Here is a 25,717-nt window from a genome sequence, read left to right as displayed (position 1 = left end):
TCACCACGGGAAAGCCAGGCAGGAAGTTGCTGCCTGGCTTTTTTTCGTCCGCAATCATCACTTTTTTTGCGGCAAAGCCCGCGCAATAGACAAAAGTGCAAAACGTGCACCGCGCATACGCTTTACAATCCTCGCTCGCTTTACAAAATATTGGTCATCATGAATCAGGCAGAACAGCAGCGCCTCCTGGCTATCCTGGAGTATTGGCACAAGATCGAATTCTTTATCCCGTTTGACCTGAATCAAATCACGGACGTTGAAGACCCGTCCACCGTGCGCCTCCTGCAGCGCGAACAGCTGGCGCAATTGCCGCCGCAGTTCGCCACGCAATGGCAAGTGCCGTCCGACCGCGAGATCGACGGCTTCAGCCTGTTCCTCGGCGTGTTCGACAAGGCCGAAATCAACAAGGCTTGTCCGCCGGCCAACGGCCCGGAAAACATTGCCGAAACAGAAAAAACAGAACTGCTGGGACGCTCGTGCTTTGCCCGCCTGAACCTCAATGCGCTGGGCGAGCCGCAGTTCGATCCCGTCTCCGTGTCGACCTTGCCGTGGGCCCTGGGCCGCGCCCGCACGCCGGACTGGTCCGGCCTGAGCCTGGACGCCTTCAGCGACAGCCAGCTGGCGCTGCAAGACAGCCTGCGCAACTTCGCGGCCAGCCGCGCACCGCAGCCGGTGACGGACGAGGCGGGCAATGTCTCGTCGCCCCTGTCCGGCATGGAAATCGCCGCCCTGGCCGACCTGCTGATGGACTGGGCCGGTTTCCGCCCGTCCGCCGGCCAGCCGCTGGCCGTGCTGGAATTACGCACGCGCAAGAAACGCGTGGCCGCGACGGACGCCGATACGCTGGAGGCCAGCCAGAACCGCACGCTGGACTTCGGCGACGCGGTGGAACCCTCGATCGATATCCTCAACAGTTTTTACCTGGATGACCTGGAACAAATCATCCGCGCCTTGCGTGGCGGCAAGCTGCCCGCGACGGTCGCCGCCTATTTGACGCCGCTGGCACAGGATGAACGCATCGACCTGTACAGCCCGGCCGGACGCCAGGCGCTGGCCGCCATGCTCAATCCGGCCCATATGAACCGCGGACACTGGCTGGAAGACGCCAGCTACGCCATGAGCCTGATGCAGCAGTTCGCCATCCACGGCGCGCGCACGGGCTTGCATGAACGGGGCATTTTTTCCCTCAACGGCCCACCGGGCACGGGCAAGACGACCTTGCTGCGTGAATTGTTCGCCGACAACATCGTGCGCCGCGCCAGCGTGCTGTCTTGCCTGGACCGCGCCGGCGACGCCTTCATCGGCAAGGTGGCCGTGGCCTTCGAAGGCGTGCGCGACCCGATTACCATCGCCCGCTTGCGTCCGGAACTGACGGGCTTTGAAATGGTCGTCGCTTCGTCGAATAACGCGGCGGTGGAAAACATTTCCGGCGACCTGCCAAAACCGAAGCAGCTAGGCAAGGAATGGGCGCGCACGCGCTATTTTGAAAGCGTGGCGCGCCGGGTCGTGGCCGATGGCAATGGCGCCAACCGCGCCCTGGGCGAGGCGGAAGCGCCATGGGGCTTGATGTCCTGTGCGCTGGGAAACAGCGCGAACCGCCGCCGCTTCGTCAGCAATTTCTATGACGACGACTGGGACAAGACCACGCCGCGCAAGACGCCGAACGCGCAGAATATCCGCCAGTGGCTGGCCAGCTACCAGGGCGTCAGCTTCGCCCAGGCCGCGCGCGAATTTCGCGAGACGGAACACGTGGTGGAAAAGGCCCTGACCGAACACGCCCAATACGCGGCCCTGTGGCAAACCGTGGGTACCTGCACGGAAGCCGATTTCATCGAGGCCAGCCAGCACGCGCTAATTGCCGCGGAACAAGAAATGGATGCGGCCAACGGCGCCCTGTCCGGCGCGCTAACGCAGCAGGACACCTTGCTCGCCAGCAAGAAGGATTTGCTGGAAGAGGAACGCCTGGTGGCGCTGACGCAGCCCGGTTTCTTTGCCCGCCTGTTCCGCACGGCCCCGGCGCGCGCCTACAAGGATGCCGTCGTGGCCAATGCCGAAGCGCAACGCCAGGCTGCGCGCGACGTGTCCGCCATCAAGCTGCTGCTGAAAGGCGAACTGGAGCCGCGCTGCGAGCGCGCCCGCAACAGCCTGCACATCGCCCTGCGCACGGCGCAATCGCGCCAGCGCGAATGGGATGACAGCACTGAACTGCTGCGCCGCGCGCGCATGCGCTTCCCCACCATCGTCGCTCCGGAGTCACTGGAAGCGCTGGACGGCGACGCCCTGCAAATTGGCGGCCTGTGGCATGAACCGGCGCTGGGCCGCCTGCGCTCGCGCCTGTTCGCCAAGGCCCTGGCCCTGCATGAAGCGTGGCTGGCCGAGGTGGCGAAGAAGGGCGGACCCGGCTTTGGCGGCAACTTGCTGGCCGTCTCCAAATTGCTGAAAAACAAGCGCGCCTATGACCAGTCGCATATCGCCATGGTGTGGCACAGCCTGTTCATGGTGGTGCCCGTCGTGTCGACCACGTTTGCCTCGTTCGCGCGCCAGTTCCAGGGCATGGGTCCCGAATCGCTGGGCTGGCTGTTCATCGATGAAGCGGGCCAGGCCGTGCCGCAAGCGGCGCTGGGCAGCCTGTGGCGCGCCAAGCGCGCCGTCGTCGTGGGCGACCCGCTGCAGATCGAACCCGTATTCACGGTGCCGGGCCGCCTCGTGCAAACCTTATCCGCCCTGTCGCCGCACACGCGCGATGGCAGCTATGCGCCAACGTCCGTGTCCGTGCAGACCCTGGCCGACAAGGCCAACCGCTATGGCGCCGTCGTCGGCGCCGGCAGCGCACAGCCGCTGTGGATAGGCAGCCCCCTGCGCGTGCACCGCCGCTGCGTGGAACCGATGTTTTCGCTGGCCAACAGCATCGCCTACGAAGACAAGATGGTCTACGGGCTGGCCGAGCGCACGCCGCCGGCCGGCGCGCGTGGCCTGACGCGTGGCCCAAGCTGCTGGATCGACGCCGTCGGCCCCGTCAGCTACAAGCAGGTGGTGCCCGTGCAGCTCGATTTCGTGCTGGAAGTGCTGTTGAAACTGTACCGCCGCGACGGCAAGTTGCCCGACATGTATGTGATCACGCCGTTCAAGGCCGTGCGCAACGAATTGCGCTCGCGCATCGTCAACATGGACTGGGACCGCCGCCTCGGCTATGGGAAGGCGCCGACGGCGCGCGAATTGCGCCAGTGGAGCAGCCAGATGGCGGGCACCGTGCACACCTTCCAGGGCAAGGAACAAAGCGTGGTGATGCTGGTCCTCGGCGCCGACGACAGCACGGCCGGCGCCGCCCAATGGGCGGCGGCCACGCCGAACCTGCTCAACGTGGCCCTGACGCGCGCGCAACACCATGTGTACATCGTCGGCAACCCGCTGCTGTGGGGACAGTTGCCGCACTTTGCGCCCGCCTGCGCGCAATTGCCGCATACGGGCATGCATGAGTTTTTGGTGGAAATGGGGTAAAACACCTGAGCAAACCTGCTGCGCATCGCGATTTGCCGCCTCCGATGCCCACTGCCTCGGGGGCGCCGTGCCTGCGCACAGTTCCGCGTCTCGACACAATGGGGGCGCCGAACCTCTCTTGTGCTCGCTACGGTTTTATCAGGCGTTCTCAACGGGGAAAACAAGGGTAAACGTCGTGGCGGCCGCGTCGGACGCCACGCTCGCGCTGCCGCCATGCAACTGCATGATCGCCGTGACGATGGCCAATCCTAATCCCGTGGAAGCGGCCGAATCGCTGCGGGCCGGGTCGGCGCGGTAGAAGCGCTCGAACAGGTGCGGCAGGTGGCGCGCGGGGATGGCGGGACCGAGGTTGCTCACGCTCAATTCCACACCCTCGTTCGTCGCGTGCGAACGCAGCAGTATCGTGCTGCCGGGCGCCGCATGGCGGATGGCGTTCGACAGCAAATTGCCCAGCGCGCGGCGCAGCAGTTGCGGCTCGGCCGTCACCGCGCCGCTGCCGTGGCAAGCCAGCGCCAGCTCGCGCTCTTCGGCCAAGCCTTCAAAGAAATCGGCCAGCCTTAAAAACTCATCCTGCACGGGCAAGACTTGCTTGACGAGCACCATTTCATCCTGCTGCGCCCGCGCCAGGAACAGCATGCTGTCGATCATGCGCGACAGCCGCTCCAGCTCTTCCACATTCGACGACACCAGCTGTTCATACTCGTGCGCACTGCGGGGGCGGGCCAGCATCACCTGGCTTTGCCCCAGCAGATTGGTGACGGGCGTGCGGAATTCATGCGCGAGATCGGCGGAAAACTGCGACAGCCGCGCATAGCCTTCCTGCAGCCGCGCCAGCATGGCGTTCAGCGCCTGGATCAAGGGCAAGAGCTCCGTCGGTGCCCCGCGCGCATCGAGTTGCTGCTCCAGCTTGCCCGGCCGCACGAGAGCCGCATGCGCGGCGATATTGCGCAGCGGCCGCAATCCCCGCAACAACATCACGCTGGCCAGCAAGGCCGCCACCAGCGCGCTGACGGCCACCGATACGACGATCTGCCAGCGGTAGGCGGCAAACATGGCCGTGCGGTCGCCATAGACCCGGGCGACGGAAATGTCGGCCATCTGCGCGGGATCGCCGATGCGCGCGCTGGCCGCCACGACCCTGGCCGGATAACCGTCGCGGCTGATCCAGCTGACGATGTCGCCGGCCGTCACGGGGACATCGACGGCCACGGGAACAGCATGCGCCACCATCTCGCCGTGCGGGTTGACATCGATCAAACGCGTGCCATCGGCGCGCACGATGCGCACCAGGGAATTCTCTTGCCCGCTCATGGTGTCGCGGAAATACTGGGGCCGCTCGCGGATGATATCGAGGGTGCCCGCATTGCCCAGCAACTGCTGGATTTGCCGCAGTTTTCCCAGCAATAAAATGTCGTCGCGGCGCTCGATTTCCGCCACAAATGAACGGTACAGATGCATGCCCAGCCCGGCCGACACGAGCGCCACGATCAGCACGAACACGAGCGTGACGCGCAGGGTCAGCGAGCGGCGCAGTTGCGAGAATTTCATGCGCCGGCGCCGCTGTCGGGTACGGTCGGCGCGCGCAATTCGCAGACATAGCCCATGCCCCGCAAGGTGTGGATCAGCTTGGGTTCGAAGGGGTCGTCGAGCTTGCTGCGCAGGCGGCGGATGGCCGCATCGATGACGTTGGTGTCGCTCTCGAAATTGATGTCCCACACTTGCGAAGCGATGATGGAGCGCGACAGCACTTCGCCCTGGCGCCGCGCCAGCAGATGCAGCAAGCCGAATTCCTTGGCCGTCAGGGTGATGCGCTGGCCTTGCCGGCTGACCTTGCGTTTCATCACATCGATTTCCATGTCGCCGATGCGGATGACGTCGTCTTCACGCGGTGGCCCGCGCCGCAACAGGGTGCGGATGCGCGCCACCAGTTCGGCAAATGCAAACGGTTTCACCAGGTAATCGTCGGCGCCCAGTTCCAGCCCTTTCACGCGGTCCTGCACCTCGTCGCGCGCCGTGAGGAAAATCACGGGCACATCGGCGCCGCCCTCCTGCAGCCGCAGCGCGCGCAAGACTTGCCAGCCATCCATGATGGGCAGCATGACGTCGAGCACGATCAGATCGGGCGCCTCGCTGCCGGCCATGTGCAGGCCGTCGCGGCCGTTGCGCGCCAGGCTCACCGTGAAACCGGACTCGGCCAGGCCGCGCAACAGGTAGTCGCCCGTCTTCGGTTCGTCTTCAATGACCAGGATGCGCATGGCGGCTTTCTAATGGGAATATGAAACCATTTTACGCCGCACGCACGCCGCCGCGGATGATAAAAATGTCATGCGGCGATCATCTTCCCGTAGGGCAAGCCTGGCCATACTGGCGTCATCTTGTTTCCTGGACGCCACATGAAAGCCCTTATTTTTGGCAGTACCCTGCTGTGCCTGCTGGCCAGTCCCGCCCACGCGCAATTGCGCAATATCAATGACCTGTCGCTGGCGGCGGCCAACAAGCTGGCCAGCGCGGCCATGGCCGCGTGCCAGGCGCAGGGCCGGCATATCGTCGTCACCATACTGGACCATGGCGGCAATGTCGTCGCCGTGCAGCGCGCCGACGGCGTCGGACCGCACAACACGGAAGCCAGCCGGCGCAAGGCGTACACGGCCTTGTCCACCAAAAACGATACCTATGCGCTGGCCGTGGCCGCCCGCAACAATCCGGACATGAGCAATTTGACCACCGTGCCGGAACTGTTGCTGCTGGGCGGCGGCTTGCCGTTGATGGCACAGGAGCAGGTGGTCGGCGCCATCGGCGTCGCCGGTGGCGGTGGCGCCCTGCAAGACCGTGCCTGCGCCCAGGCGGCGCTGGCCGCCCTCCCTGAACTCGATTCCACCCCACCTTGAAAGCAACAACGATGACTTGTCTGAAAAAAATCACCGCCGCCCTGGCCTTCGCCAGCCTGTCCAGCACGGCCCTGGCCGCCGCCAATCCCTTGAGCGTGCACATCCTCGACTTGCAAAGCGGCCAGCCGACGGCGGGCGTGACGGTAACCCTGGAGCACAAGAAGGGAGATGACTGGAAGCAATTGAGCAGCGCCGTGACGAATGCGCAGGGGCGCATCGCGGCCATGTATCCGGCTGATGCGCCCATGCAGACGGGCGACTACCGCATCGTGTTCAAGACAGGCGAGCACTATGCGCGCCTGAAACAGGAAACTTTTTTCCCGGAAATCCCCGTGCAATTTCACGTGGAAAAGACCGACCAGCACTATCACATTCCCTTGCTGCTCAGTCCTTTCGGTTTTTCCACTTACCGAGGAAACTGACCGTCGATCACGCCACCGTCTTCGCCGTCTGTCCGAACAGCACGCTTTTCGCGTCGCCGCTGACGGTGGGCTGCACATTGATTTCGGCCGCCCGCGCATAAGCGCGCACGGTGGCGGGACGGGCGGCGATGGCCGCGAACCAGCGCGCCAGGTGCGGGAAATCTTCCAGCTTCTGGCGCTGGCGGGCGTGCGGCACGATCCACGGGTAGATCGCCATGTCGGCGATGGAATAGTTGTCGCCGGCCACGAATGTACGGTCCGCCAGGCGCTTGTTCAGCACGCCGTACAGCCGGTTCGTTTCATTCACGTAGCGCGTGATGGCGTATTCGATGGGTTCCGGCGCATATTGCACGAAATGGTGGTTTTGCCCGGCCATGGGCCCCAGGCCGCCCATTTGCCAGAACAGCCACTGCATGACTTCGGCGCGTCCCCGCACGTCGTCCGGCAGGAATTGCCCGCTTTTCTCGGCCAGGTATTGCAAAATGGCGCCCGACTCGAACAGGGACAGCGGTGCGCCGCCATCTGCCGGCGCCTGGTCGACGATGGCGGGGATGCGGTTGTTCGGCGCGATGGCGAGAAACTCGGGCTGGAACTGTTCGCCCTTGCCGATATGCACGGGAATGAGCTTGTAGGGGATGCCCGCTTCTTCCAGGAACATCGTCACTTTGTGCCCGTTGGGCGTGGTCCAGTAATACAGGTCGATCATCGTGGTCTTTCCAGGTAGATAAGTAGGGCAGGCGGCCTCCGCATCACTATTGTCGCGCCGCAACTGATATGCATGGATATAATGCCACGTAAGCGAAAAACAAGACGGCGCCCAAGCGAGGCAAGCGCCCACTCGCGCCGTCACGCAGGCATCCCGACATTCCAGAGCACAAACAAAGAAAGCCGACCATGCGCAAACTCCTGATCGTCACGCTGTCCGTCCTGCTGTCAGGCTGTGTCCAGGACTTCGCCATCTACATGTTCGATGGACAAGACCATTCCCTGACCGTGCGCCGCCAGCAACGTTATTTTTGGCAAGATACCGTGGAAGTGCAGCTGATGGCGACCAATTTGCCGCAATGCCAGCGCCTGCATACCTTGTCGACGGATGCGCCGGCCGACATCACCGTCGAGCTGTTTGCGGCCGGCGACGGCATATGGAATATCCGCATGGGCAAGCAGCTGTGGCAGGCGGAAACGAATACCTGCAATGAGCTGACGGAAATGGAAAACGACCCGAAAGCCGACCTGGGCCAGCCGATCGGGCAATTCGTGGTCGTCGATGACAAGCTGGAATTCGAACCGGCGCCGCAAGCGGCGGCGCCCGCCCAGTAAGTCCTGAACGAAACCCCTAGCGCGCTGCCAGGCTGCGCAGCGGCTTTTTCGCCACGACGCGTGGCGCGCCAGCCGAGCTTGCCGCCAGGCGCGGCGCCGTCCCCGATTCCTGCGCCGACAGCTTGAAGCGCGCCACCAGTTGCGCCAGCACGGCCGCCTGGTCTTGCATGCTCGACGCCGCTGCCGCCGCCTCTTCCACCAGTGCCGCATTTTGCTGCGTCACGCTATCCATCTCCGTGATCGCCTGGTTGACGTGGCCGATGCCCGTGCTTTGCTCGTGCGAGGCGGCCGTGATGTCGGCCATGATGTCGGTCACGCGCGAAACGGAAGCGACCACCTGGTCCATGGTCGTGCCCGCCTGTGCGACGAGGGTGCTGCCGGCCGCGATGCTGTCGACGGAAGCGCCGATCAATTCCTTGATTTCCTTCGCCGCGCCGGCCGAGCGTTGCGCCAGATTGCGCACTTCCGACGCCACCACGGCAAAGCCGCGTCCCTGCTCGCCCGCGCGCGCCGCTTCCACGGCCGCGTTCAAGGCCAGGATATTCGTCTGAAAGGCGATGCCGTCGATGACGCCGATGATGTCGACGATCTTGCGCGACGAAGCGTTGATGGTATCCATGGTGCCGATCACTTGCGCCACCACGGCGCCGCCCTGGCGCGCCACGGCGGAAGCGGACTGCGCCAGTTCATTCGCCTGCACGGCGTTGCCAGCGTTCTGTGTCACGGTCGACGTCAGTTCCTCCATCGAGGCGGCCGTTTCTTCCAGCGAACTGGCTTGCATTTCCGTGCGCGCCGACAAGTCCATATTGCCGCTGGCAATCTCGCTCGATGCCGTGGCGATCGTCTCGGCGCTGTGGCGGATCTCGCTGATCGCATCGACCAGGTTGGCCTGCATGGTTTTCATCGCGTACAGCACGCTGTGGCGGTCATTGGCATGCGTGCGCACGGCGCCGCTCAGATCGTTATTCGCGATCTTTTCCGCCACGTCGGCCGCATACTCGGGATCGCCGCCCAGCGCATGGCGCAGGCTGCGGTTGATCACCACGACGACGGCCGCCAGCAAGCCGCATACCAGTACCAGCACGCCCAGCGAGGTGAGCAGCGACTGGCGGAAGGCCGCATCGATATCATCCATGTACACGCCCACCACCAGGGTCCAGGCCCATGGCTTGTAGGCCACCACGCGGCTCATCTTCGGTTCGGGGGTTTTCTGGCCAGGACGGGGGAAATAGTAATGGACGAAGCCCTTGCCCGCATCGCTCTTGCCGACGGTAACGATGTCGCGGTACAGATAAGTACCGTTGGCATCTTTAAAATCCGACATGTTCTTGCCGTTCGTTTGCGGCGCGGCAGGATTCATCACGACGACGGCATCGAGGTTGATGATGGACAAATAACCGGTCTCGCCGAAACGCATGCTCTTGATGACGGCCGTGGCTTGCTTCTGCGCTTCTTCCTTCGTCAGGGCGCCGCTGGCGGCCAGGTCGCCGAACATCTTGACGGCGCCCAGGCCCAGGTCGGCGGCATTGCTCAGGTCGGCACTGCGCTCTTCGATGCGGATCTTGCGCACTTCCAGGGCGTTATAGACAAAAATAACGGTGATGCACAACAGGCTGCAAATCAGGGGAATCCATAACTTTTGCTGGAACGTCAATTTCTTCATGCTGTGTCTCCAACTATCTATTTGCGGCAAAGGGGCGTGGCCCGCTTCCAGCTCGGCTGGCCAGGAATGCGGCGGCGACGGTGCTCTGGCGGCACCGTTCAGACTGCTTCAGCATACGCTCGAACGACCGATATTTACAATGCCGGGAAGCAATGAATTTTGCCCAGTGTTGTTAATGCGTTGCGACAATTGATGAGAATTGATGGTGCGTTGCAATAAAATTGGGGCCAGCGGCCGCCGTTCTTTTGCGCTACAGTCACTCCCATTCCCCACCGCGCAAGGAGTTCCATGTCCACCACCATGAGCTGGCAAGGCTTTGCCATCCTGTCGGCCGTGTTCGCGGCCCTGACGGCCATCCTGGGCAAGCTGGGCGTGGCCCACCTGAACAGCAACATGGCCACCTTGATACGCACGGGCGTCATCCTGCTGGTGACGGCGGCCATCATCTCGCTGCGCGCGGAATGGCAGCGCCCCGCCGGCGGCAACTGGGTGGGCTGGACCTGCCTGATCGCCTCGGGCGTGGCCACGGGCCTGTCGTGGCTATGCTATTTCCGCGCGCTGCAGCTGGGGCCCGTGTCGCTGGTGGCGCCCGTCGACAAGCTCAGCGTGGCGCTGGTGATGCTGGCTGGCTGGCTGGTGCTGGGCGAACCGTTCACGCTGAAAGGGGCCCTCGGTGGCGGCCTGATCGTGCTCGGCTCGCTGATTTTGCTGCTGTGACGCATTCCACGGCACGCGGCGGCGCGCCTGTGTCAGAATGCACGCCGCATAGATCGAATCACGAAAGAACAGCATGACCAAGAATGAAGCCATGAAACGCATCAACGACCGCCTGGGCAAACCCACCCTGACGGACAAGAACACGCACTTTGCCAGCGTCGCCAGCTATGGCACGGACGAAGGCTGGTGGCTGAAGATCCCCTTCCTGACGTTCAAGCAGGAATTGCACTTCATCCTCAACAATGAAAAAACGAAAAGCTTCCAGCACCTGAAGATCGGCGCCAACCAGATCCTCAGCCCCGGCATGAAGTTCCGCAGCACGGGTGGGGCGGCCGACGCCTTCATGTCGGCCTCGGCGCCGAAACGCCTGGTCGACTTGCTCGACGGCGGCAGCAAGTACAACTTCACCAAGCATTTTATTAATGACTACCGCTACTGATGCGCAGCCGTGCTGCCGCCGCCCGGCGGCAGTTGCGGCGGCAGCCACGCCCTGAGCAAATGCTGGGCGATGTCGAGCGCATCGTCGCGGCTGGTGCCGAAATGCAGGGGATAGCCCCAGAACTTGCCAAATAGAACGGCAAAGGCCTTGCCGGCCAGGCGCTTGGCGGCGCTCGGTTCGATCAGCACCATGCCCTGGATATACGCGCGGATGGCGGCCTTGTTCTGCTTCATCCACAGCGATGCGCGCTTGCGCTCCGCCTGCGGGTGTTCATGCCCGTCCTCGTCAAAACCTTCTTCGCTGAGGATGACAAACGCCTGCCGGCGCGCCAGCAGCGCGTCGAACTGGGCAAACAGCACATCGGCCTGGGTATCTGCCGCGCCGTCGCGGCGCATCCAGACGAGGGGGAATGTGGAAAAATCGAGTTGCATGGGATGACTCCTTCAAGGGGGTTGCCGTTCCTCCTCACCTTCATCAGAACACTGGCGGCGGCGGTTGCCGTGGAAGCGGGGCTGCGGATGCCCATACGATAGCGTTGGCAGTGCTGCGCGTCATTGCATAAAATAGCCACAATATTATTCAATCCAGCCAAAGTCTTCCCATGCCCCATCCCCTCTTGCCCAGCATGCTGACGGCCCGCCTGGGCCTGGACGACGACGCCTCCATCCTCGATTTCGATGTCGATGGCGTGCTGCGTCCCTTGCTGGCCGTGGGCCTGGCCAGCGTGCCCGAGGATGCGGAACAGGCGCCGCACCAGCACCGCAAGGGACAGCTGCTGTATGCCACGCGTGGCGTGATTCATTGCGAGGTGGAAAGCGGCGTGTGGATCGTGCCGCCCCAGTGCGCCGTATGGATACCGGGCGGCCTGATGCACGCGGCGCAGGGCGTGGGCGAGGCGCAATGTTATTGCCTGTTTGTCGAGCCGGGCATGGCGCCGGCCTTGCCCGCCGTCTGCTGCACCGTGGCCGTCTCGCCATTGCTGCGCGAACTGATCACCAAGGCGGCCGGTTTTCCCACCCTGGCCGCGCTGCAGGGCGCGCAGGAACGCCTGGTGTTCACCCTGCTCGATGAATTGGCGGCCGCACCCGTGGAAGACTTGCATTTGCCGATGCCGCGCGATGCGCGGCTGCGCCGCCTGGCCGCCCTGCTGCTGGCGCACCCTGCCGATAAACGCACGCTGGCCGAGTGGGCCAGCCGCATCGGCATGAGCGAGCGCAGCATGACCCGGCAATCCCTGGAGGAAATGGGCATGAGCGTGGGCCGCTGGCGCCGGCAATTGCACGTCATCCTGGCCTTGCAACGGCTGGCGCAAGGGCGCAGCGTGAAAGCGGTAGCGCTGGAACTCGGCTATGAAAATACCAGCGGTTTTGTCACCATGTTCCGCAAGGCAGTGGGCAAGCCGCCGGCCCGCTACCTGGCGGAACGGGAATCCAGGAGAATATAAAAACGCATAAAAAAAGGCGGCATATGCCGCCTTCGTCCTGCATCATCGCTTAAATCATCATACTTCGCGCGCCAGTGCCAGGAACTCCGTGCGCAGCGCCAGGTTCGGCTGCATCTCGCCCAGCATGGCCGAGGTGATGGTTTCTTCGCCCGGCGTGCGGATGCCGCGGCTTTCCATGCACAGGTGGCGGCAGCGTACGACCACGCCCACCGACTTCGGTTCCAGCACTTCCATCAAGGCATTGGCGATCTGCATCGTCATGCGTTCCTGCACTTGCAGGCGCTTGGAGAAGCAATCGACGAGGCGCGTCAGTTTCGACAGGCCGACGATCTTGCCGTTGGGCACGTAGCCGATGGTGGCCTTGCCGAAGAACGGCGCCAGATGGTGTTCGCAATGGCTGTAGACGGGGATGCCGCGCACGACGATCAGCTCGTTGTACTGTTCCGCGCCATCTTCAAAGGCTTTCAGCAAATCGACCGGGTCCTGGCCATAGCCGGAGGTCCAATGCTTCCAGGCTTTTGCCACGCGCGCCGGCGTTTCCAGCAAGCCAGGACGCTGCGGATCTTCACCAAAGCTGCTGATGAGCCGGCGCCAGTCGTTTTCGGAGAATTCTTGAGACATGCTAAACCACCCTAAAATTTGCAATTGCCGCCAGTATATAGAAAATGCGGCAAGCTGCCTGAGCAGCCCCCGCTTTACGGCACTGCCGGCGGGCGGTGCGCCTGCACCAGCAGCGCGGAAATCGACACGCTGGAACTCGCTTCCGGCCAGGCATCGCCGGGGCCGAACCAGCGCGCCTCGGCGATCTCGTTCTCGTCGAGGCGGATCTCGCCATCGAGGTAATCGGCCGTAAACGCGATCATCAGCGAATGGGGAAACGGCCAGGATTGGCTCATGAAGTACTGCAGGTTATGCACGCGCAAGCCCACCTCTTCCATCACTTCCCGGTGCACGGCTTCCTCGATCGATTCGCCCGCCTCCAGGAAACCGGCCAGGGGACTGAAGCGCTGCGATGGCGAATGCTTGTGCATGGCCAGCAGCACTTGCTCGCCCTTGCGGATGAGTACCATCATGGCGGGCGAAATGCGCGGATACGCAAGCATGCCGCAGGCGGCGCAGGTGAAACAGCGTTCGCCGCGCGTGCGCTGCATGGGCGTGGCGCACACGCCGCAATGACGGTGCGTGCGCGCCCACTCGGCCAGTTGCGCGGCGCGGCTGGCCAGGCCCAGGAAAGCATCGTCGACGGCATAGAACAGCGAGCGCATGCCGTGCCAGGCCAGGGGGCCGTTGGCGGGCAAGGCATCGTCATCCGTCCAGACGGTCTGGCAATAGCGGCCCTGCCACAAGCCCACGGGCTGGGCGCGGCTCAGGTCGATATCGAGCGTGGCCGCCTCGGCGGCAGTGGGCAGGGTCAGCTCGGGGGTACGCAACAATAAACGCCCGCGGTGAAAGACGAAGGTGAGCGTGTCGGCTGCCGCCGGGGCCGGTTCGGGAACATCGATCAGGGGGACGAAGGCATCGGGTGTCTGCAGCATGCTTGGCGGAAATTTGTAAAGGTTGCTCATCATACTCCCGCTGCCGGACGCTTGCGCGCGTAGCAGCGGCCATGCAGCAAAGCAAGCATTCATGGGCCATGACAGTGTTTTTTTTACGGCACACCCAATCCGTTGCGTAAACGAGACTGATAACGATTCTCATTTACGAATTAGCGCCCAATAATTACAATGTCTGCCAACCCGTCCATCGCCAGCCACTTGCCCGCTTGCCACAGCACAGCGTCGCGCAGCCAGCCAGGAACCACTACCTGACCTTATCGAGAGAGCAAGATGGCAATCAAGAGCCGCAAACACGTCCAATCCCGTTTCAACCAGCACATCGGCGCCGCCCTGGCCGTGATGCTGCTGCCCGTTGCCGCCCAGGCCGCCGATCCGGCCGGCCAGAGCGCGCCCGCATCGCAGCAAACCCTGAACGAAGTCAAGGTCATTGGTTCCAAGGAAAATGATTTCAAGGCCGAGAAAGCCTCGTCGCCGAAATACACGGAAGAGCTGGTCAACACGCCGCAAACCATCGTCGTGATCAAGAAGGAATTGATCGAACAGCAAGGCGCGCTGACCCTGACGGATGCGCTGCGCAACACGCCGGGCGTGGGCACTTTCTTCCTCGGTGAAAACGGCAACACGAACACGGGCGACGCCGTCTACATGCGCGGTTTCGATTCGTCCGGCAGCATCTATGTCGATGGCGTGCGCGACGTGGGCTCCATTTCGCGCGACGTCTTCAACATCGAACAGATCGACGTCTTGAAGGGCCCGGCGGGCACCGACAGCGGCCGCGGCTCGCCGACTGGCTCGATCAATCTGGTCAGCAAGACGGCCACCATGGAAAACAAATTCAATTCGCTGCTGACGGCGGGCAGCGGCAAGCAGAAACGCGCCACGGCCGACTGGAACCGCATCCTCGACAGCGATACGGGCACGGCCTTGCGCCTGAACCTGATGACGCAGGACAGCGGCAACCCGGCACGCGATGAAGTCAAGAACAAGCGCTGGGCCTTCGCGCCCACCGTCACCTTCGGCATCGGCAAGCCGACGCGCATCACGGCCAGCTACCTGCACGTGGATCAAAACAACGTGCCCGACGGCGGCGTGCCGACCATCGGCTTGCCCGGCTACTCGACGCCGGACGTCCCAACGAAGGATCAACCGGTCATCCGCAGCTTCCTGAACAACGCCGCCAGGGTCGATCCGAAGAATTTCTACGGTTCTACCTCGGACTACGACAAGATCAAGGCCGACATGGGCACCTTGCGCATCGACCATGATTTCTCGCCCAACGTGCAAATCCAGAACACCACGCGCTACGGCAAGACCAAGCAAGACTACCTGCTGACGGCCTTCATGGGCAGCATGGGCAACCTGAAAACACCGGTCACCACCGATCCGTCGACCTGGACCCTGGCGCGCTCGCTGCGCACCGTGAAGGACCAGGAAAACACGATCCTGACCAACCAGACCGTGGTCAGCGCGCAATTCGACACGGGCGTGCTGAAGCACTCCGTGGTGGCCGGCGCCGAGTTCACCAGCGAAAAACAGACCAACTACAGCTATGTGCCCGCCAGCCTGGGCACCTTGCCGGCAGCGAACCTGTACAAGCCGAATCCGCGCGACACCGTCACCGGCCACAACCCTGTGCGCAGCGGCGCCTTCACCGAAGGCGAAGTCAACACGCAAAGCCTGTATGTGTTCGACACCATCAAGTTCGGCGACAAGTGGCTGTTCAACGGCGGCGTGCGCTTCGACCATTTCAACACCACGTATGACGCCGTCGCCCTGCAAGGGGCCGTGACTGCGCCTGCGGTACAGCCATTGCCAGTGGGCACGCTAATTCCCACCCACCTGACCCTGAGCGACACCCTGGCCAACGGCAAGATCTCGGCCATGTACAAGCCGACGCCGGACAGCAGCGTGTACGCCTTGCTGGCCACGTCGAAAGCACCGCCAGGCACCAATTTTGCCCTGAGCACCGCCGCCAGCAGCGCGCAAAACCTGAACTATGACCCACAGGAAACCATCACCAAGGAAATCGGCACCAAGTGGGACTTCCTGAAGCAAAAACTGTCGCTGTCGGCCGCCGTCTACCAGACCACCGTCAAGAATGAAGTGGAGCAAGATCCCGTCATCTCGACCATTTATTACCAGACCGGCAAGAAACGCGTGCAAGGCCTGGAACTGGGCGTGGTGGGCGAAATCATGCCGAACTGGCTGGTCAGCGCCGGCTACACCCGCATGAATACCAAGGTCGAGTCGAACAAGGTCTTCACGGCCAGCGGCGACAAGAACCTCACCTACACGCCAAAACAGGCGTTCACCAGCTGGACTTCGTACACCCTGCCATTCGGCCTGAAGATCGGCGGCGGCGCGCGTTACGTGGGTGAAATGCTGCGCGGCACCGACGGCGCCGTCGGCACGCCGGCCCGCGTGGATGCCTACTGGGTCTTCGACGCCATGGCAACCTACACCGTCAACAAGAACCTCGACGTGCAGTTGAACGCCTACAACCTGGCCGACAAGACCTATGTGGCGGCCATCAACAAATCCGGCTTCCGCTACACCCCGGGCCAGCCACGTTCGTTCAGTCTGACGGCGAATATCAAGTTCTAACGTCAAGAGAACACGCATTGCGTCACATCAAGCCCCTCTTCGGAGGGGCTTTTTTATTGTCCTGATAATCTTGTCTTTTTGGCGCACCGTCGCCCTGCCGCGACTAGCGTATGAAAAGTCATACAGCGATGTCCCGCCGCGTCCAATATTTCGCGCAAGCGCGCCAAGTTGCGACATCTAAACAACAAAAAAGCATCCTTAAATCAACAACTTAAGAAGTTAGGTTCCAAATTCCCATTTCAGGCATATCCTTTGCTATGTACAGGTTTTGCTGCAAATAATCGCTGGCACGCAAGGGCTTGTTTTTGAGAAATATTGACTCCAAGCTTGAGTTGCTCGCTATCAATAATCCGCTCACAGCGGCGTTTCACCGGAGGAGTCAAAATGAAAAAGAAACGGCCATTAACCCTGTACATCCTGATTGCCATGATCCTCGGCATTGCCGTGGGCTATGGATGCAACACCGCTTTCCCTGATGCCAAGCTCAGCGCTCAAATCGCTGGCAATATTTCCATCGTCACCGACGTCTTCCTGCGCCTGATCAAGATGATCATTGCGCTGCTGGTGTTCTCCACCCTGACCGTCGGTATCGCCCACATGGGCGACGGCAAGACGGCGGGCCGCATCGGCCTGAAAGCCATGTGCTGGTTCGTGGTGGCCTCGCTGGTGTCGCTGGCGCTGGGCATGGTGCTGTCGAACCTGATGCAGCTGGGAACCAACCTCGGTTTGCCATTGCCGGACATCCACGCGTCGACCAATCTGAAAACGGCCGCCTTCACCTTGAAAGATTTCTTCACGCACCTGGTGCCGAAGTCGCCGATCGAGGCCATGGCCAACAATGAAATCCTGCAAGTACTGGTATTCTCGATCTTCTTCGGCGGCGCACTGGCCGGCCTGGGCGAATCGGGCAAGACCCTGACGGCCGTCGTCGACCAGCTGGCGCAAGTCATGCTGCGCATCACCGGCACCATCATGAACCTGGCCCCGCTGGCCGTGTTCGCCGCGATGGCTTCCGTCATCACCACCCACGGCCTGGGCGTGCTGGTCACGTTTGCCAAGTTCATGGGCGGTTTCTACGTAGGCCTGCTGTGCCTGTGGGCCCTGCTGATCGGCGCCGGTTTCGTGGTCATCGGCCCGCGCATCTTCAAACTGGTCGGCCTGATCCGCGAACCGTTCCTGCTGGCATTCTCGACGGCCAGCTCGGAAGCGGCCTATCCAAAACTGCTGACGGCGCTCGACCAGTTCGGCGTGGACCGCAAAATTTCCAGTTTTGTGTTGCCAATGGGCTACTCCTTCAACCTCGACGGTTCGATGATGTACTGCACCTTTGCCGTGCTGTTCATCGCGCAAGCCTACGGCATCGACCTGTCGATCGGCACCCAGATCACCATGCTGCTGCTGCTGATGCTGACCTCGAAAGGCATGGCCGGCGTGCCGCGCGCCTCGCTGGTGGTGATTGCCGCTACCCTGAACCAGTTCAATATTCCGGAAGCGGGCTTGCTGCTGCTGATGGGCGTCGACCAATTCCTCGACATGGGCCGTTCGGCCACCAACGCGGTCGGCAATGCCGTCGCCACGGCCGTCGTCGCCAAGTGGGAAGGTGGCCTGGCCACCGAGGAAGAAGCCGCCGCGGCCAACGCGGCCAGCCTGAACACGGAAAGCCATTGGGGCGAAGCGGATCACGCTAGCAAAGCCTGATAGCGCCATGGCCCGCCACAAGCGGGCCATTTATTTGTTGTCGATGTTGAGTAACAAGCAGTCAGGTAGTGCGATCAGTAGTCATTCCAACTTATTAGAGAGATTTTCATGAAAAAAGTCCTGTTTACCCTGCTGACCCTCGGCGCAGCCTCCACTGGCGCCATGGCCCAATCGAGCGTGACCATCTACGGCGTGGCTGACGCCGGCCTGGTGTTCGACAAGGATGCGGCTGGAGACCGCCTGAACCGCGTCGCTTCCGGCGTCGCTTCCGGCTCGCGCATCGGCTTCAAGGGCAAGGAAGACCTGGGCGGCGGCCTGGCCGCTACCTTCGTGCTGGAAAGCGGTTTCAATATCGACACCGGCACCTCGGGCCAGGGCGGCCTGCTGTTCGGCCGCCAGGCATATGTCGGCCTGACCGGCAGCGCCGGCGCCGTCACCCTGGGCCGCCAATATTCCCCGTACTACCTGGCCCTGCGCGACGTGGCCGATCCGTTCGTCATCGGCCTGGCCGGCACGGCATCGAACCTGATGGTGACGAATATCCGCGTCGATAACATGGTGCAATACACCACGCCGACCTGGAGCAAGCTGTCGGCCGACCTGGCGTATGGCTTTGGCGAAGTGGCCGGCGACAATGCGAAAAACCGCAGCATGGGCGGCGCCGTGCATTACATCGACGGTCCGCTGAACGTGACCCTGACGCACCACCGCAAGGAAAATGCGCTGGCGACCCAGCAAACGCGCAACACCCTGCTGGCCACGCGCTACGACTTTGGCGTGCTGCAAGGCAACTTCGGCTACGCCGACAACCGCGCCCTCGACAACAGCAAGAGCAACGACATCCTGGTCGGCTTCAGCGCACCGTTCGGCGCCACCAAGCTGGTCGCGTCGTACATCCGCCACAACGACAAGAGCAATGCCAACCGTGACGCCCAGCAATGGGCCATCGGCGCGTTCTACGCCCTGTCCAAGCGCAGCGACCTGTACACCGGTTACGGCCACATCAGCAACAAGAACGGCGCCACCTTCGTTGTCGGCAATGCCACGGACAATGGCACCGGCAACAGCGGTTTCAACCTGGGCATGCGCCACACGTTCTGAGGACGTCGTCCAAAATCTACTGCGCGGCGCGCTTTGCGGCCGGCGATGCTCACCGTACGTAAGTACGGTTGCGCTTCTCGGCCACAAATCACTGCCGCTCGCTACGATTTTGTCGGACGTCGTGATGTTTGTGGAATACGCGTCAAGTACGCTGCAGGCCGCCGGATTACTTTCCGGCGGCTTTTTTTATGTTGAAGTACATCAAGATGCGATACTGTGGGTTCTTGCAAGTTGGCAGCTGATTTTATGAATAGCAGTATTACAAAACCCTCCCTTTCCTGGCGCCAGCGCCTGTCGCAACGGTCGGGCCGCGAAACGCTGGCCTGGGGCGTGGTGCTGGCCGCCTGTCTGGCCACCGTCTGGCTCGTGTATTTCTGGACCGAACGCATCGCCATCGGCAAGCTGCAGGCCAGCGGCGCGCAGCGCCTCGAGGTATATGTCAGCAGCCTGGAAAATGCACTGGAAAAATACGATTTCCTGCCCAAGACGCTGGAACTGAACCGCGACGTCATCCGCCTGCTGCAGCATCCGGAAGACCCGGTGCTGGTCGATACGGTCAACCATTACCTCGAGCAAATGAATGCTCAGGCGAAATCATCGACCATTTTCATCAGCAACCTCGACGGCAACACGCGGGCCGCCAGCAACTGGCAGCAGCCCGATAGCTTTATTGGCGACAATATCTCGTTCCGCCCCTACGCCCAGGACGCGCTGCGCGGCACGCCGGGCCGCTTCTATGGCGTGGGCACGACGCGGCTGGAACCCGGTTATTTCTTTGCCCACGGCATCTACCAGAATGGCCACATGCTGGGCCTGGCAACGGTGAAGGTGAACCTGGAAAACCTGGAAAAACGCTGGGTGCAGGGCGCCGACAAGGTCATGCTGGCCGACGAGCACGGCGTGATCTTCCTCAGTTCCATGGCGGACTGGAAATACAAGACCCTGGCACCGCTGTCGCCCGCCATCGTCGAAGAACTCAACCGCACGCGCCAGTATTATTCGAAGCAGCTGGCAGCCATCCCCTTCGTTTCCGACCGCCAGCTGGGCAACGGCGCCCGCGTGATCAGCGTGCGCGAGCAGGAACACGCCGACACGCCGCAGAAGATCAGCTCCAGCGTCATGACGCAGATCAAGCTCAAGTCCCCGCAAGGCTGGACGTTCATTTACCTGTCCGACCTGGCGCAGGCCAAGGCCAGCGCACGCGCCGCGGCCGCCTTCTCTTGCGTGCTGCTGGGCTTTTTCATGCTGCTGTTCTTTTACCTGCGCCAGCGCCGCGCGGCCGTGGCGCAAAAATTGCGCGCCCGCGAAGATCTGCAACATGCGTACGACAACCTGGAAGCCATGGTCGAGGAACGCACGTCGGAACTCAATGCCATGACGCAAAGTCTGAGCCAGGAAATCGACGTGCGCAGCAAGGCCGAGCAAAAACTCCACATCACGCAAAACGAACTGTTTCAAGCTGGCAAGATGGCCGTGCTGGGGCAAATGTCCGCCAGCATCACGCATGAACTCAACCAGCCGCTGACGGCGCTGCGCACCATGTCCGACAATGCCGTCATCCTGCTCGAACGGGGACGGCTCGACGACGCGCGGCGCAACTTGGCGAAGATCTCGCAAATTGCGGCCAGGATGGGGACCATTACGGGTCAATTGAAGATTTTTGCACGCAAGTCGACCACCAGCCTGACCTCCGTCTCGATCCCCACGGCGATCAGCAACGCCCTGTTCCTCGTCGAACGCCGGCTGCAGGTGGAAAATGTGCGTTTTACTTTGCAATTGCCGCCCGAAGACATCTTCGCCATGTGCGAAAGCAACCGCCTGGAACAGGTGCTGGTGAACCTGTACGCCAACGCGCTCGACGCCATGAACGGCAGCGACGTGCGCAGCCTGCGCGTGGCCGTCGAATGCACGCAGGAGCACGTGCTGATCCACGTGGCCGACACGGGACCTGGCCTGTCGACGGAAGTGTGCGAACACCTGTTCGAACCGTTCTTCACGACCAAGCCGCAAGGCCTGGGACTGGGACTGGGGCTGGCCATTTCCGAACAGATCACGCGCCAGTTCGGCGGCGTGCTGCGCGCCGAAAACGCCCCCGGCGGCGGCGCCATCTTCACCATCGAACTACAGATTGCAACGCAGGAGGAAAAACATGTTTGACGGCTTGAAGGTCTTGCTGGTCGAGGACGACCCCACCGTACGCGAAGGCAGCGAGCAGGCACTGCAGCTGGCCGGCTTGGACGTGCTGGCGTTTCACTCGGCCGAGCTGGCCTATAAACTGCTGACGCCGGATTTCCCCGGCATCGTCGTCAGCGACGTGCGCCTGCCCGGCATGAGCGGCCTGGAATTGCTGCAAGCGGTCAAGACGCTGGACGCCAACCTGCCCGTGATCCTCGTCACGGGCCACGGCGACATCACGATGGCCGTGCACGCCATGCGCACGGGCGCCTACGATTTCATCGAAAAACCGTATTCGTCCGAGCAACTGGTCGACGTCATCCTGCGCGCGCTGGAAACGCGGCGCCTGACCCTGGAAGTGCACAGCCTGCGCCGCCAGCTCGAGGACGGCGGCGGTATCGAAGCGCGCCTGCTGGGAAATTCCGTGGCGATGCGCGACATACGGCGCCTGATACTCGACGTTGCCAACGAACCGGCCGACGTGCTGATCTATGGCGACACGGGCACGGGCAAGGAAATGGTGGCGCGCTGCCTGCATGACTTCAGCCACCGCCGCAAGCACAACTTCGTCGCCGTCAACTGCGGCGCAATTCCCGAAAGCATTTTTGAAAGCGAAGTCTTCGGCCACGAACCGGGCGCGTTCACGGGCGCGGCCAAGCGCCAGGTGGGCAAGATCGAGCACGCGGATCAAGGCACTTTTTTCCTCGACGAAATCGAATCGCTGCCCCTGTCCCTGCAAGTCAAATTGCTGCGCGTGCTGCAGGAACGCTATATCGAGCGCCTGGGCTCGAACGTGCCCACGCCCGTCGACGTGCGCGTCATCGCGGCGGCCAAGCTGGACCTGGAAGACTTGTCGCAGCAACAGAAATTCCGCAGCGACCTGTACTACCGCCTGAATCTGATCGTGCTGCATCTGCCGCCGCTGCGCGAACGGCGCGAGGACATTCCCATCCTGTTCGAACACTTCGTGCTGGCCGCCGCCGCCCGCTACAACCGCGCCGCGCCCGTCGTCTCCAGCGCGCAGATGCGCAACCTGATGGCCCATTCCTGGCCCGGCAATGTGCGCGAGCTGCGCAATATCGCCGACCGCTTCGTGCTGGGCATCGCCGGCGGCGCCTCGAGCTTGCTGGCGGCCGGGCTGGCCAGTCCCCTGTCGCTGGCGGAACAGGTCAACGGCTTCGAACGCGCACTGATCGAACAGGAACTGCGCGCATATTCCGGCAACGTCAGCGAAGTGAGCGCAGTGCTCGGCTTGCCGAAGCAAACCTTGTACCACAAGATGCAGAAGTACAACCTGGTGGCCGAAGAGTTCCGCTGATCAGCCGACCCGGCCCGTGCGCAAGGGCGTGACCCAGTCGGGCCGCCCGTTCGCCAGCGCCAGCCGTGCCGCCTTTTCCCAGTCATATGCCACGGCGTGCAACTGCGCCGTCCAGGCGCCATCGGTGCCCTGTTCGGCGATGGCATAGCGCGCATGCGGCGTGCCGTTTTCCATCACGTGCGGATAACCATGGTCGTCGTCGTAGGCTTGCAAGCCCACGCTGCCCGGATTGACGACCAGCCGGCCATCGGGCAAGCGCACCTGGCGCGGCATGTGCGTGTGGCCGCACAGGATCAGGGCCGCGTCCGTCGTCCCCGCGCGCTCGGCCACCTCTTCCGGCGTGGCGGCGCGGCTGCCTTGCGGCGTGACGCTGTCGAGAAAATACACGAGATCGCTTTGCGGCGTGCCATGCACGAGCAGCACATCCTTGCGCAAGCGCAAGGTGGCAGGCAGGGCATTGATCCACGCGAGTTGCTCTGGCAGCAGTTGCGCGCGCGCAAAGGCGTCCGACACGCCCATGCGGGCCGGGTCGCCAAACAATTGCCGCTCGTGGTTGCCGCGGATGGTGGGCAAGTCCAGCCCCATCAGGCGCGCCGCCGTGGCGCGCGGCTGCAGATGGCCCGAGACGATATCGCCCAGGTTGACGATCATGTCCACGCCACGCAGGGCGATGTCGGCCAGCACGGCCTCGAGCGCATCGAGGTTGCCGTGGATATCGGAAATGGCGGCGATTTTCATGGTGTGACTCCCTCCCGTGCGCACCATTCTGCGCGCGTCAGCCGATACAGGCAATGCGTGCGCAAACGGTGGCCAGGCGGCAGGGCCGGATGCTCGAACGTGGCCGCATCGCGATGCATGCCCAGGCGCCCCATCAGCGCGCTCGATCGCACGTTGGGCAAGGCGGTGAACGAGACGATTTCCGGCAATTGCAAATGGGTAAAACCCGCCTGCAAGGCGGCCTGCGCCGCTTCCTGCGCGTAGCCTTTGCCCCAGTAATCGAAGGCCAGGCGCCAGCCGATTTCCACGCATGGCGAACACGGCAATTGCGCGTCGGGAATATGCAGTCCCGTCATGCCAATGAAGGTATTGCTTTCGCGCAAGGACACAGCCCACCATCCCCATCCCCGCTCGGCGATGAGGCCGCGGCAACGCTGCGCCACGGCGTCGCTGGCCTCGCGCGACAGGGTGGCGGGAAAGCAGGCCATCACGCGGGGGTCCCCGTTCAGGGCCGCAAATGGCGGAGGTCACTGTCGCGCCATTGGCGCAGCAGCAAGCGCGGCGTCGTCAGTTCGATGATCTGTTGCACGTTTTTTCCTCTCTTGACTAATGGTGACATCGGGTAGGACAAGTCCGACGGCCAGTTGCGTCGTGCGGCTACGTGATCCAAAAGTAACAATTGCTACCATTTCCTCATTGCATTATCGCATCACGCCAGCCGCCCCGACGTCGCGGCCCGTTCACTTTATCTTGAGGAGTAGCCCCATGTTTGCCACGCCCGTCCCCGCCCGCCTGACCCCGCCACGTTTGCGCCATCTTGCCTTGCGCAGCACCATGATGCTGGGCGTGCTGGGCGTCGCCACGGCCGCCGCCACGGCGCGGGCGGAACCGTCGCCCGCGCTGGATCGCGTCAGCATCTCGGTAGGGGCGTTTTCCGCCGATCCGCGCATCAATATCGGCGCCGACACGCAGTTTGGCCGCATCGATGCGCCCGAATCGAAACAAAGCCACACGACCATCCCCCGCATCAAGGCGGACTTGCTGATCGGCGACCGCCATGGCCTGGCATTCGACTACTACCGCTACGACAAATCCTACACGCCAAGCCTGACAGGCGACACCATCATCAATGGCCAGCCCGTCACGGGCACGGCCACGGCGAATGCCGATTTAAAACTGGACCTGGCCAAGCTGGCCTATAAATGGTGGCTGGGCAGCGGCAACGACACCTTCGGCATCGGCCTGGGCGCCGCCTACTACCACGCCAGCCTGAACGGCACGGCCACCGGCATCGTCAATGGCGAGACGGCCACGGCGCGCGATTCCATCGGCGAGCACGCGTTTGCGCCGCTGCTGGAAGTGGGCTGGCGCCATGCGTTTACACCGGACTTGCGCATGTATGCGGAAGCGTCGGGCATCAAGAAAAACGGCGGACGCATCAACGGCCACATCTACGGCGGCAATATCGGCGTGGAATGGTTTCCGTTTAAAAATATCGGTTTCGTGGCCGACTATGGCATCTCGAAAATCAAGCTGCACCGCGACAGCGAACGCGATGCCGACCTGAACGTGCGCCTGACTGGGCCGTCAGCGTATGTGAAAGTGCGCTTCTAAACGCGCTCAAGCCGCCGGTTTCAGCAAGGTCAGCTGAAACTGCGGCAAGGCAGGGTCGTCATACGCCTCGACCCTGGCAAACGGCAGACGCGCAAACGCGTGACGCCAGAACGCGCAGGCAGCGGCATCGTCGCGAAACGTCGCCACCAGCCACGTCTGCGCGCTGTCCAGCAGCACCCTGCGTACCACTTCCAGCGCCACGCCCCGGCGCCGGTATTTCTTCAGGATAAAAAAGTCGCTGAATTCCTGCACCGGCAGCTCACCCGCCATGCCAGGTTCCGTGAGGAAAAAGCCAGCCAGTTCGCCATCGACCTCGATCCAGCTGGCCGTGTGGCCGGCTGCGTGCACATACGACGCCAGTCCTGCGTCGCACACGTCATAGCGGCCATCGGCCAGCAGCGCCTCGCCGCTCCAACTAGCATTGTCGTAACAATACAGCTGGAACAGCCGGGCCAGCGCTGCCTCTTCGCCAGGCACGATGGCGCGCAAAGTCATGTTTCCCGGCGTTGCACGCATATCCCCATCCTTTCCGCACCATGGCGT

At 62.7% G+C, this 25,717-nt stretch carries 23 protein-coding genes; 13 read left to right on the top strand and 10 right to left on the bottom strand.

Annotation, left to right across the window (positions count from 1 at the left end; translation table 11 throughout):
* Positions 1-159 precede the first annotated feature (159 nt).
* On the top strand, positions 160-3,498 hold the full coding sequence (locus O3300_RS28010; RefSeq protein ID WP_305054718.1) for a DEAD/DEAH box helicase: 3,339 nt from the start codon (positions 160-162) through the stop codon (positions 3,496-3,498).
* A 138-nt stretch (positions 3,499-3,636) separates the two neighbouring features.
* Here O3300_RS28010 and O3300_RS28005 read toward each other — a convergent pair whose 3' ends face one another.
* Positions 3,637-5,046, bottom strand: a complete 1,410-nt coding sequence (locus O3300_RS28005) for a heavy metal sensor histidine kinase (RefSeq protein ID WP_305054717.1) — start codon at positions 5,044-5,046, stop codon at positions 3,637-3,639.
* Entirely contained in the window at positions 5,043-5,753 is a 711-nt protein-coding gene (locus O3300_RS28000) for a heavy metal response regulator transcription factor (protein ID WP_289919929.1), read from the bottom strand. The genes O3300_RS28005 and O3300_RS28000 overlap by 4 nt, the downstream gene beginning before the upstream one ends.
* A 138-nt stretch (positions 5,754-5,891) precedes the next feature.
* Between O3300_RS28000 and O3300_RS27995 the strand changes: the two genes are divergently transcribed.
* Both O3300_RS27995 and uraH read left to right on the top strand, forming a co-directional pair.
* Positions 5,892-6,386 (top strand): heme-binding protein, encoded by a 495-nt coding sequence (locus O3300_RS27995; RefSeq protein ID WP_305054716.1) that lies wholly within the window; start codon positions 5,892-5,894, stop codon positions 6,384-6,386.
* Positions 6,387-6,397: 11 nt separating this feature from the next.
* Positions 6,398-6,808: a hydroxyisourate hydrolase gene (gene uraH / locus O3300_RS27990; protein WP_305054715.1), complete on the top strand. Its 411-nt coding sequence runs from the start codon at positions 6,398-6,400 to the stop codon at positions 6,806-6,808.
* 7 nt (positions 6,809-6,815) lie between these two features.
* On the opposite strand, the gene O3300_RS27985 is transcribed toward uraH, so the two are convergent.
* Positions 6,816-7,514, bottom strand: coding sequence for a glutathione binding-like protein (locus O3300_RS27985; protein WP_305054714.1), 699 nt, complete (start codon positions 7,512-7,514; stop codon positions 6,816-6,818).
* Between the two features lie 188 nt (positions 7,515-7,702).
* Here O3300_RS27985 and O3300_RS27980 point away from each other — a divergent pair, with 188 nt between their 5' ends.
* On the top strand, positions 7,703-8,128 hold the full coding sequence (locus O3300_RS27980; protein WP_251351680.1) for a hypothetical protein: 426 nt from the start codon (positions 7,703-7,705) through the stop codon (positions 8,126-8,128).
* A 16-nt stretch (positions 8,129-8,144) separates the two neighbouring features.
* On the opposite strand, the gene O3300_RS27975 is transcribed toward O3300_RS27980, so the two are convergent.
* On the bottom strand, positions 8,145-9,791 hold the full coding sequence (locus O3300_RS27975) for a methyl-accepting chemotaxis protein (RefSeq protein WP_305054713.1): 1,647 nt from the start codon (positions 9,789-9,791) through the stop codon (positions 8,145-8,147).
* 288 nt (positions 9,792-10,079) lie between these two features.
* Between O3300_RS27975 and O3300_RS27970 the strand changes: the two genes are divergently transcribed.
* Both O3300_RS27970 and O3300_RS27965 read left to right on the top strand, forming a co-directional pair.
* Positions 10,080-10,508 carry an EamA family transporter gene (locus tag O3300_RS27970; RefSeq protein WP_218965295.1) on the top strand — a complete coding sequence of 143 codons (429 nt, stop codon included), beginning with the start codon at positions 10,080-10,082 and terminating at the stop codon, positions 10,506-10,508.
* Between the two features lie 73 nt (positions 10,509-10,581).
* Positions 10,582-10,947, top strand: a complete 366-nt coding sequence (locus tag O3300_RS27965) for a hypothetical protein (protein ID WP_046683244.1) — start codon at positions 10,582-10,584, stop codon at positions 10,945-10,947.
* Here O3300_RS27965 and O3300_RS27960 read toward each other — a convergent pair.
* Entirely contained in the window at positions 10,941-11,378 is a 438-nt protein-coding gene (locus O3300_RS27960; RefSeq protein WP_305054712.1) for a hypothetical protein, read from the bottom strand. The two genes, O3300_RS27965 and O3300_RS27960, sit on opposite strands and share 7 nt — an antisense overlap.
* Before the next feature lie 194 nt (positions 11,379-11,572).
* Between O3300_RS27960 and O3300_RS27955 the strand changes: the two genes are divergently transcribed.
* On the top strand, positions 11,573-12,391 hold the full coding sequence (locus O3300_RS27955; protein WP_369812331.1) for a helix-turn-helix domain-containing protein: 819 nt from the start codon (positions 11,573-11,575) through the stop codon (positions 12,389-12,391).
* A gap of 57 nt (positions 12,392-12,448) precedes the next feature.
* Here the strand turns inward: O3300_RS27955 and folE are convergent, their stop codons facing one another.
* Together folE and nudC are read right to left on the bottom strand one after the other, a co-directional pair.
* Complete coding sequence (gene folE, locus O3300_RS27950; RefSeq protein WP_099666133.1) at positions 12,449-13,012, bottom strand: GTP cyclohydrolase I FolE; 564 nt, start codon at positions 13,010-13,012, stop codon at positions 12,449-12,451.
* Between the two features lie 74 nt (positions 13,013-13,086).
* Positions 13,087-13,926 (bottom strand): NAD(+) diphosphatase, encoded by an 840-nt coding sequence (gene nudC / locus O3300_RS27945; RefSeq protein ID WP_305054710.1) that lies wholly within the window; start codon positions 13,924-13,926, stop codon positions 13,087-13,089.
* A gap of 291 nt (positions 13,927-14,217) precedes the next feature.
* On the opposite strand from nudC, the gene O3300_RS27940 reads away from it, so the two are divergent.
* The 5 genes from O3300_RS27940 (at position 14,218) to O3300_RS27920 (ending at position 22,843) form a co-directional block, all read left to right on the top strand.
* Positions 14,218-16,551, top strand: coding sequence for a catecholate siderophore receptor Fiu (locus tag O3300_RS27940; RefSeq protein WP_305054709.1), 2,334 nt, complete (start codon positions 14,218-14,220; stop codon positions 16,549-16,551).
* Between the two features lie 384 nt (positions 16,552-16,935).
* Positions 16,936-18,249: a dicarboxylate/amino acid:cation symporter gene (locus O3300_RS27935; protein ID WP_077398166.1), complete on the top strand. Its 1,314-nt coding sequence runs from the start codon at positions 16,936-16,938 to the stop codon at positions 18,247-18,249.
* Positions 18,250-18,357: 108 nt separating this feature from the next.
* Positions 18,358-19,350: a porin gene (locus O3300_RS27930; protein ID WP_077398167.1), complete on the top strand. Its 993-nt coding sequence runs from the start codon at positions 18,358-18,360 to the stop codon at positions 19,348-19,350.
* A gap of 246 nt (positions 19,351-19,596) precedes the next feature.
* Positions 19,597-21,507, top strand: a complete 1,911-nt coding sequence (locus O3300_RS27925) for an ATP-binding protein (RefSeq protein WP_305054708.1) — start codon at positions 19,597-19,599, stop codon at positions 21,505-21,507.
* Positions 21,500-22,843 (top strand): sigma-54 dependent transcriptional regulator, encoded by a 1,344-nt coding sequence (locus O3300_RS27920; protein ID WP_289900513.1) that lies wholly within the window; start codon positions 21,500-21,502, stop codon positions 22,841-22,843. Before O3300_RS27925 ends, O3300_RS27920 begins: the two co-directional genes overlap by 8 nt.
* Here O3300_RS27920 and O3300_RS27915 read toward each other — a convergent pair whose 3' ends face one another.
* The gene (locus O3300_RS27915; protein ID WP_305054707.1) at positions 22,844-23,581 is read right to left on the bottom strand and encodes a metallophosphoesterase; all 738 of its coding nucleotides are present in this window, start codon (positions 23,579-23,581) and stop codon (positions 22,844-22,846) included.
* Positions 23,578-24,048, bottom strand: a complete 471-nt coding sequence (locus O3300_RS27910; protein ID WP_369812330.1) for a GNAT family N-acetyltransferase — start codon at positions 24,046-24,048, stop codon at positions 23,578-23,580. Before O3300_RS27910 ends, O3300_RS27915 begins: the two co-directional genes overlap by 4 nt.
* Positions 24,049-24,325: 277 nt before the next feature.
* Between O3300_RS27910 and O3300_RS27905 the strand changes: the two genes are divergently transcribed.
* Complete coding sequence (locus tag O3300_RS27905) at positions 24,326-25,174, top strand: hypothetical protein (RefSeq protein ID WP_099666128.1); 849 nt, start codon at positions 24,326-24,328, stop codon at positions 25,172-25,174.
* Between the two features lie 6 nt (positions 25,175-25,180).
* Here O3300_RS27905 and O3300_RS27900 read toward each other — a convergent pair whose 3' ends face one another.
* Positions 25,181-25,690 carry a GNAT family N-acetyltransferase gene (locus O3300_RS27900; RefSeq protein WP_305054706.1) on the bottom strand — a complete coding sequence of 170 codons (510 nt, stop codon included), beginning with the start codon at positions 25,688-25,690 and terminating at the stop codon, positions 25,181-25,183.
* Positions 25,691-25,717 lie beyond the last annotated feature (27 nt).

It is taken from the genome of Janthinobacterium sp. SUN206, from assembly GCF_030587305.1.
Classification (GTDB): Bacteria; Pseudomonadota; Gammaproteobacteria; order Burkholderiales; family Burkholderiaceae_D; genus Janthinobacterium; species Janthinobacterium kumbetense.
The sequence above is the reverse complement of the archived record's forward strand: the minus strand, read 5'-3'. Positions and strand labels throughout refer to the sequence as shown.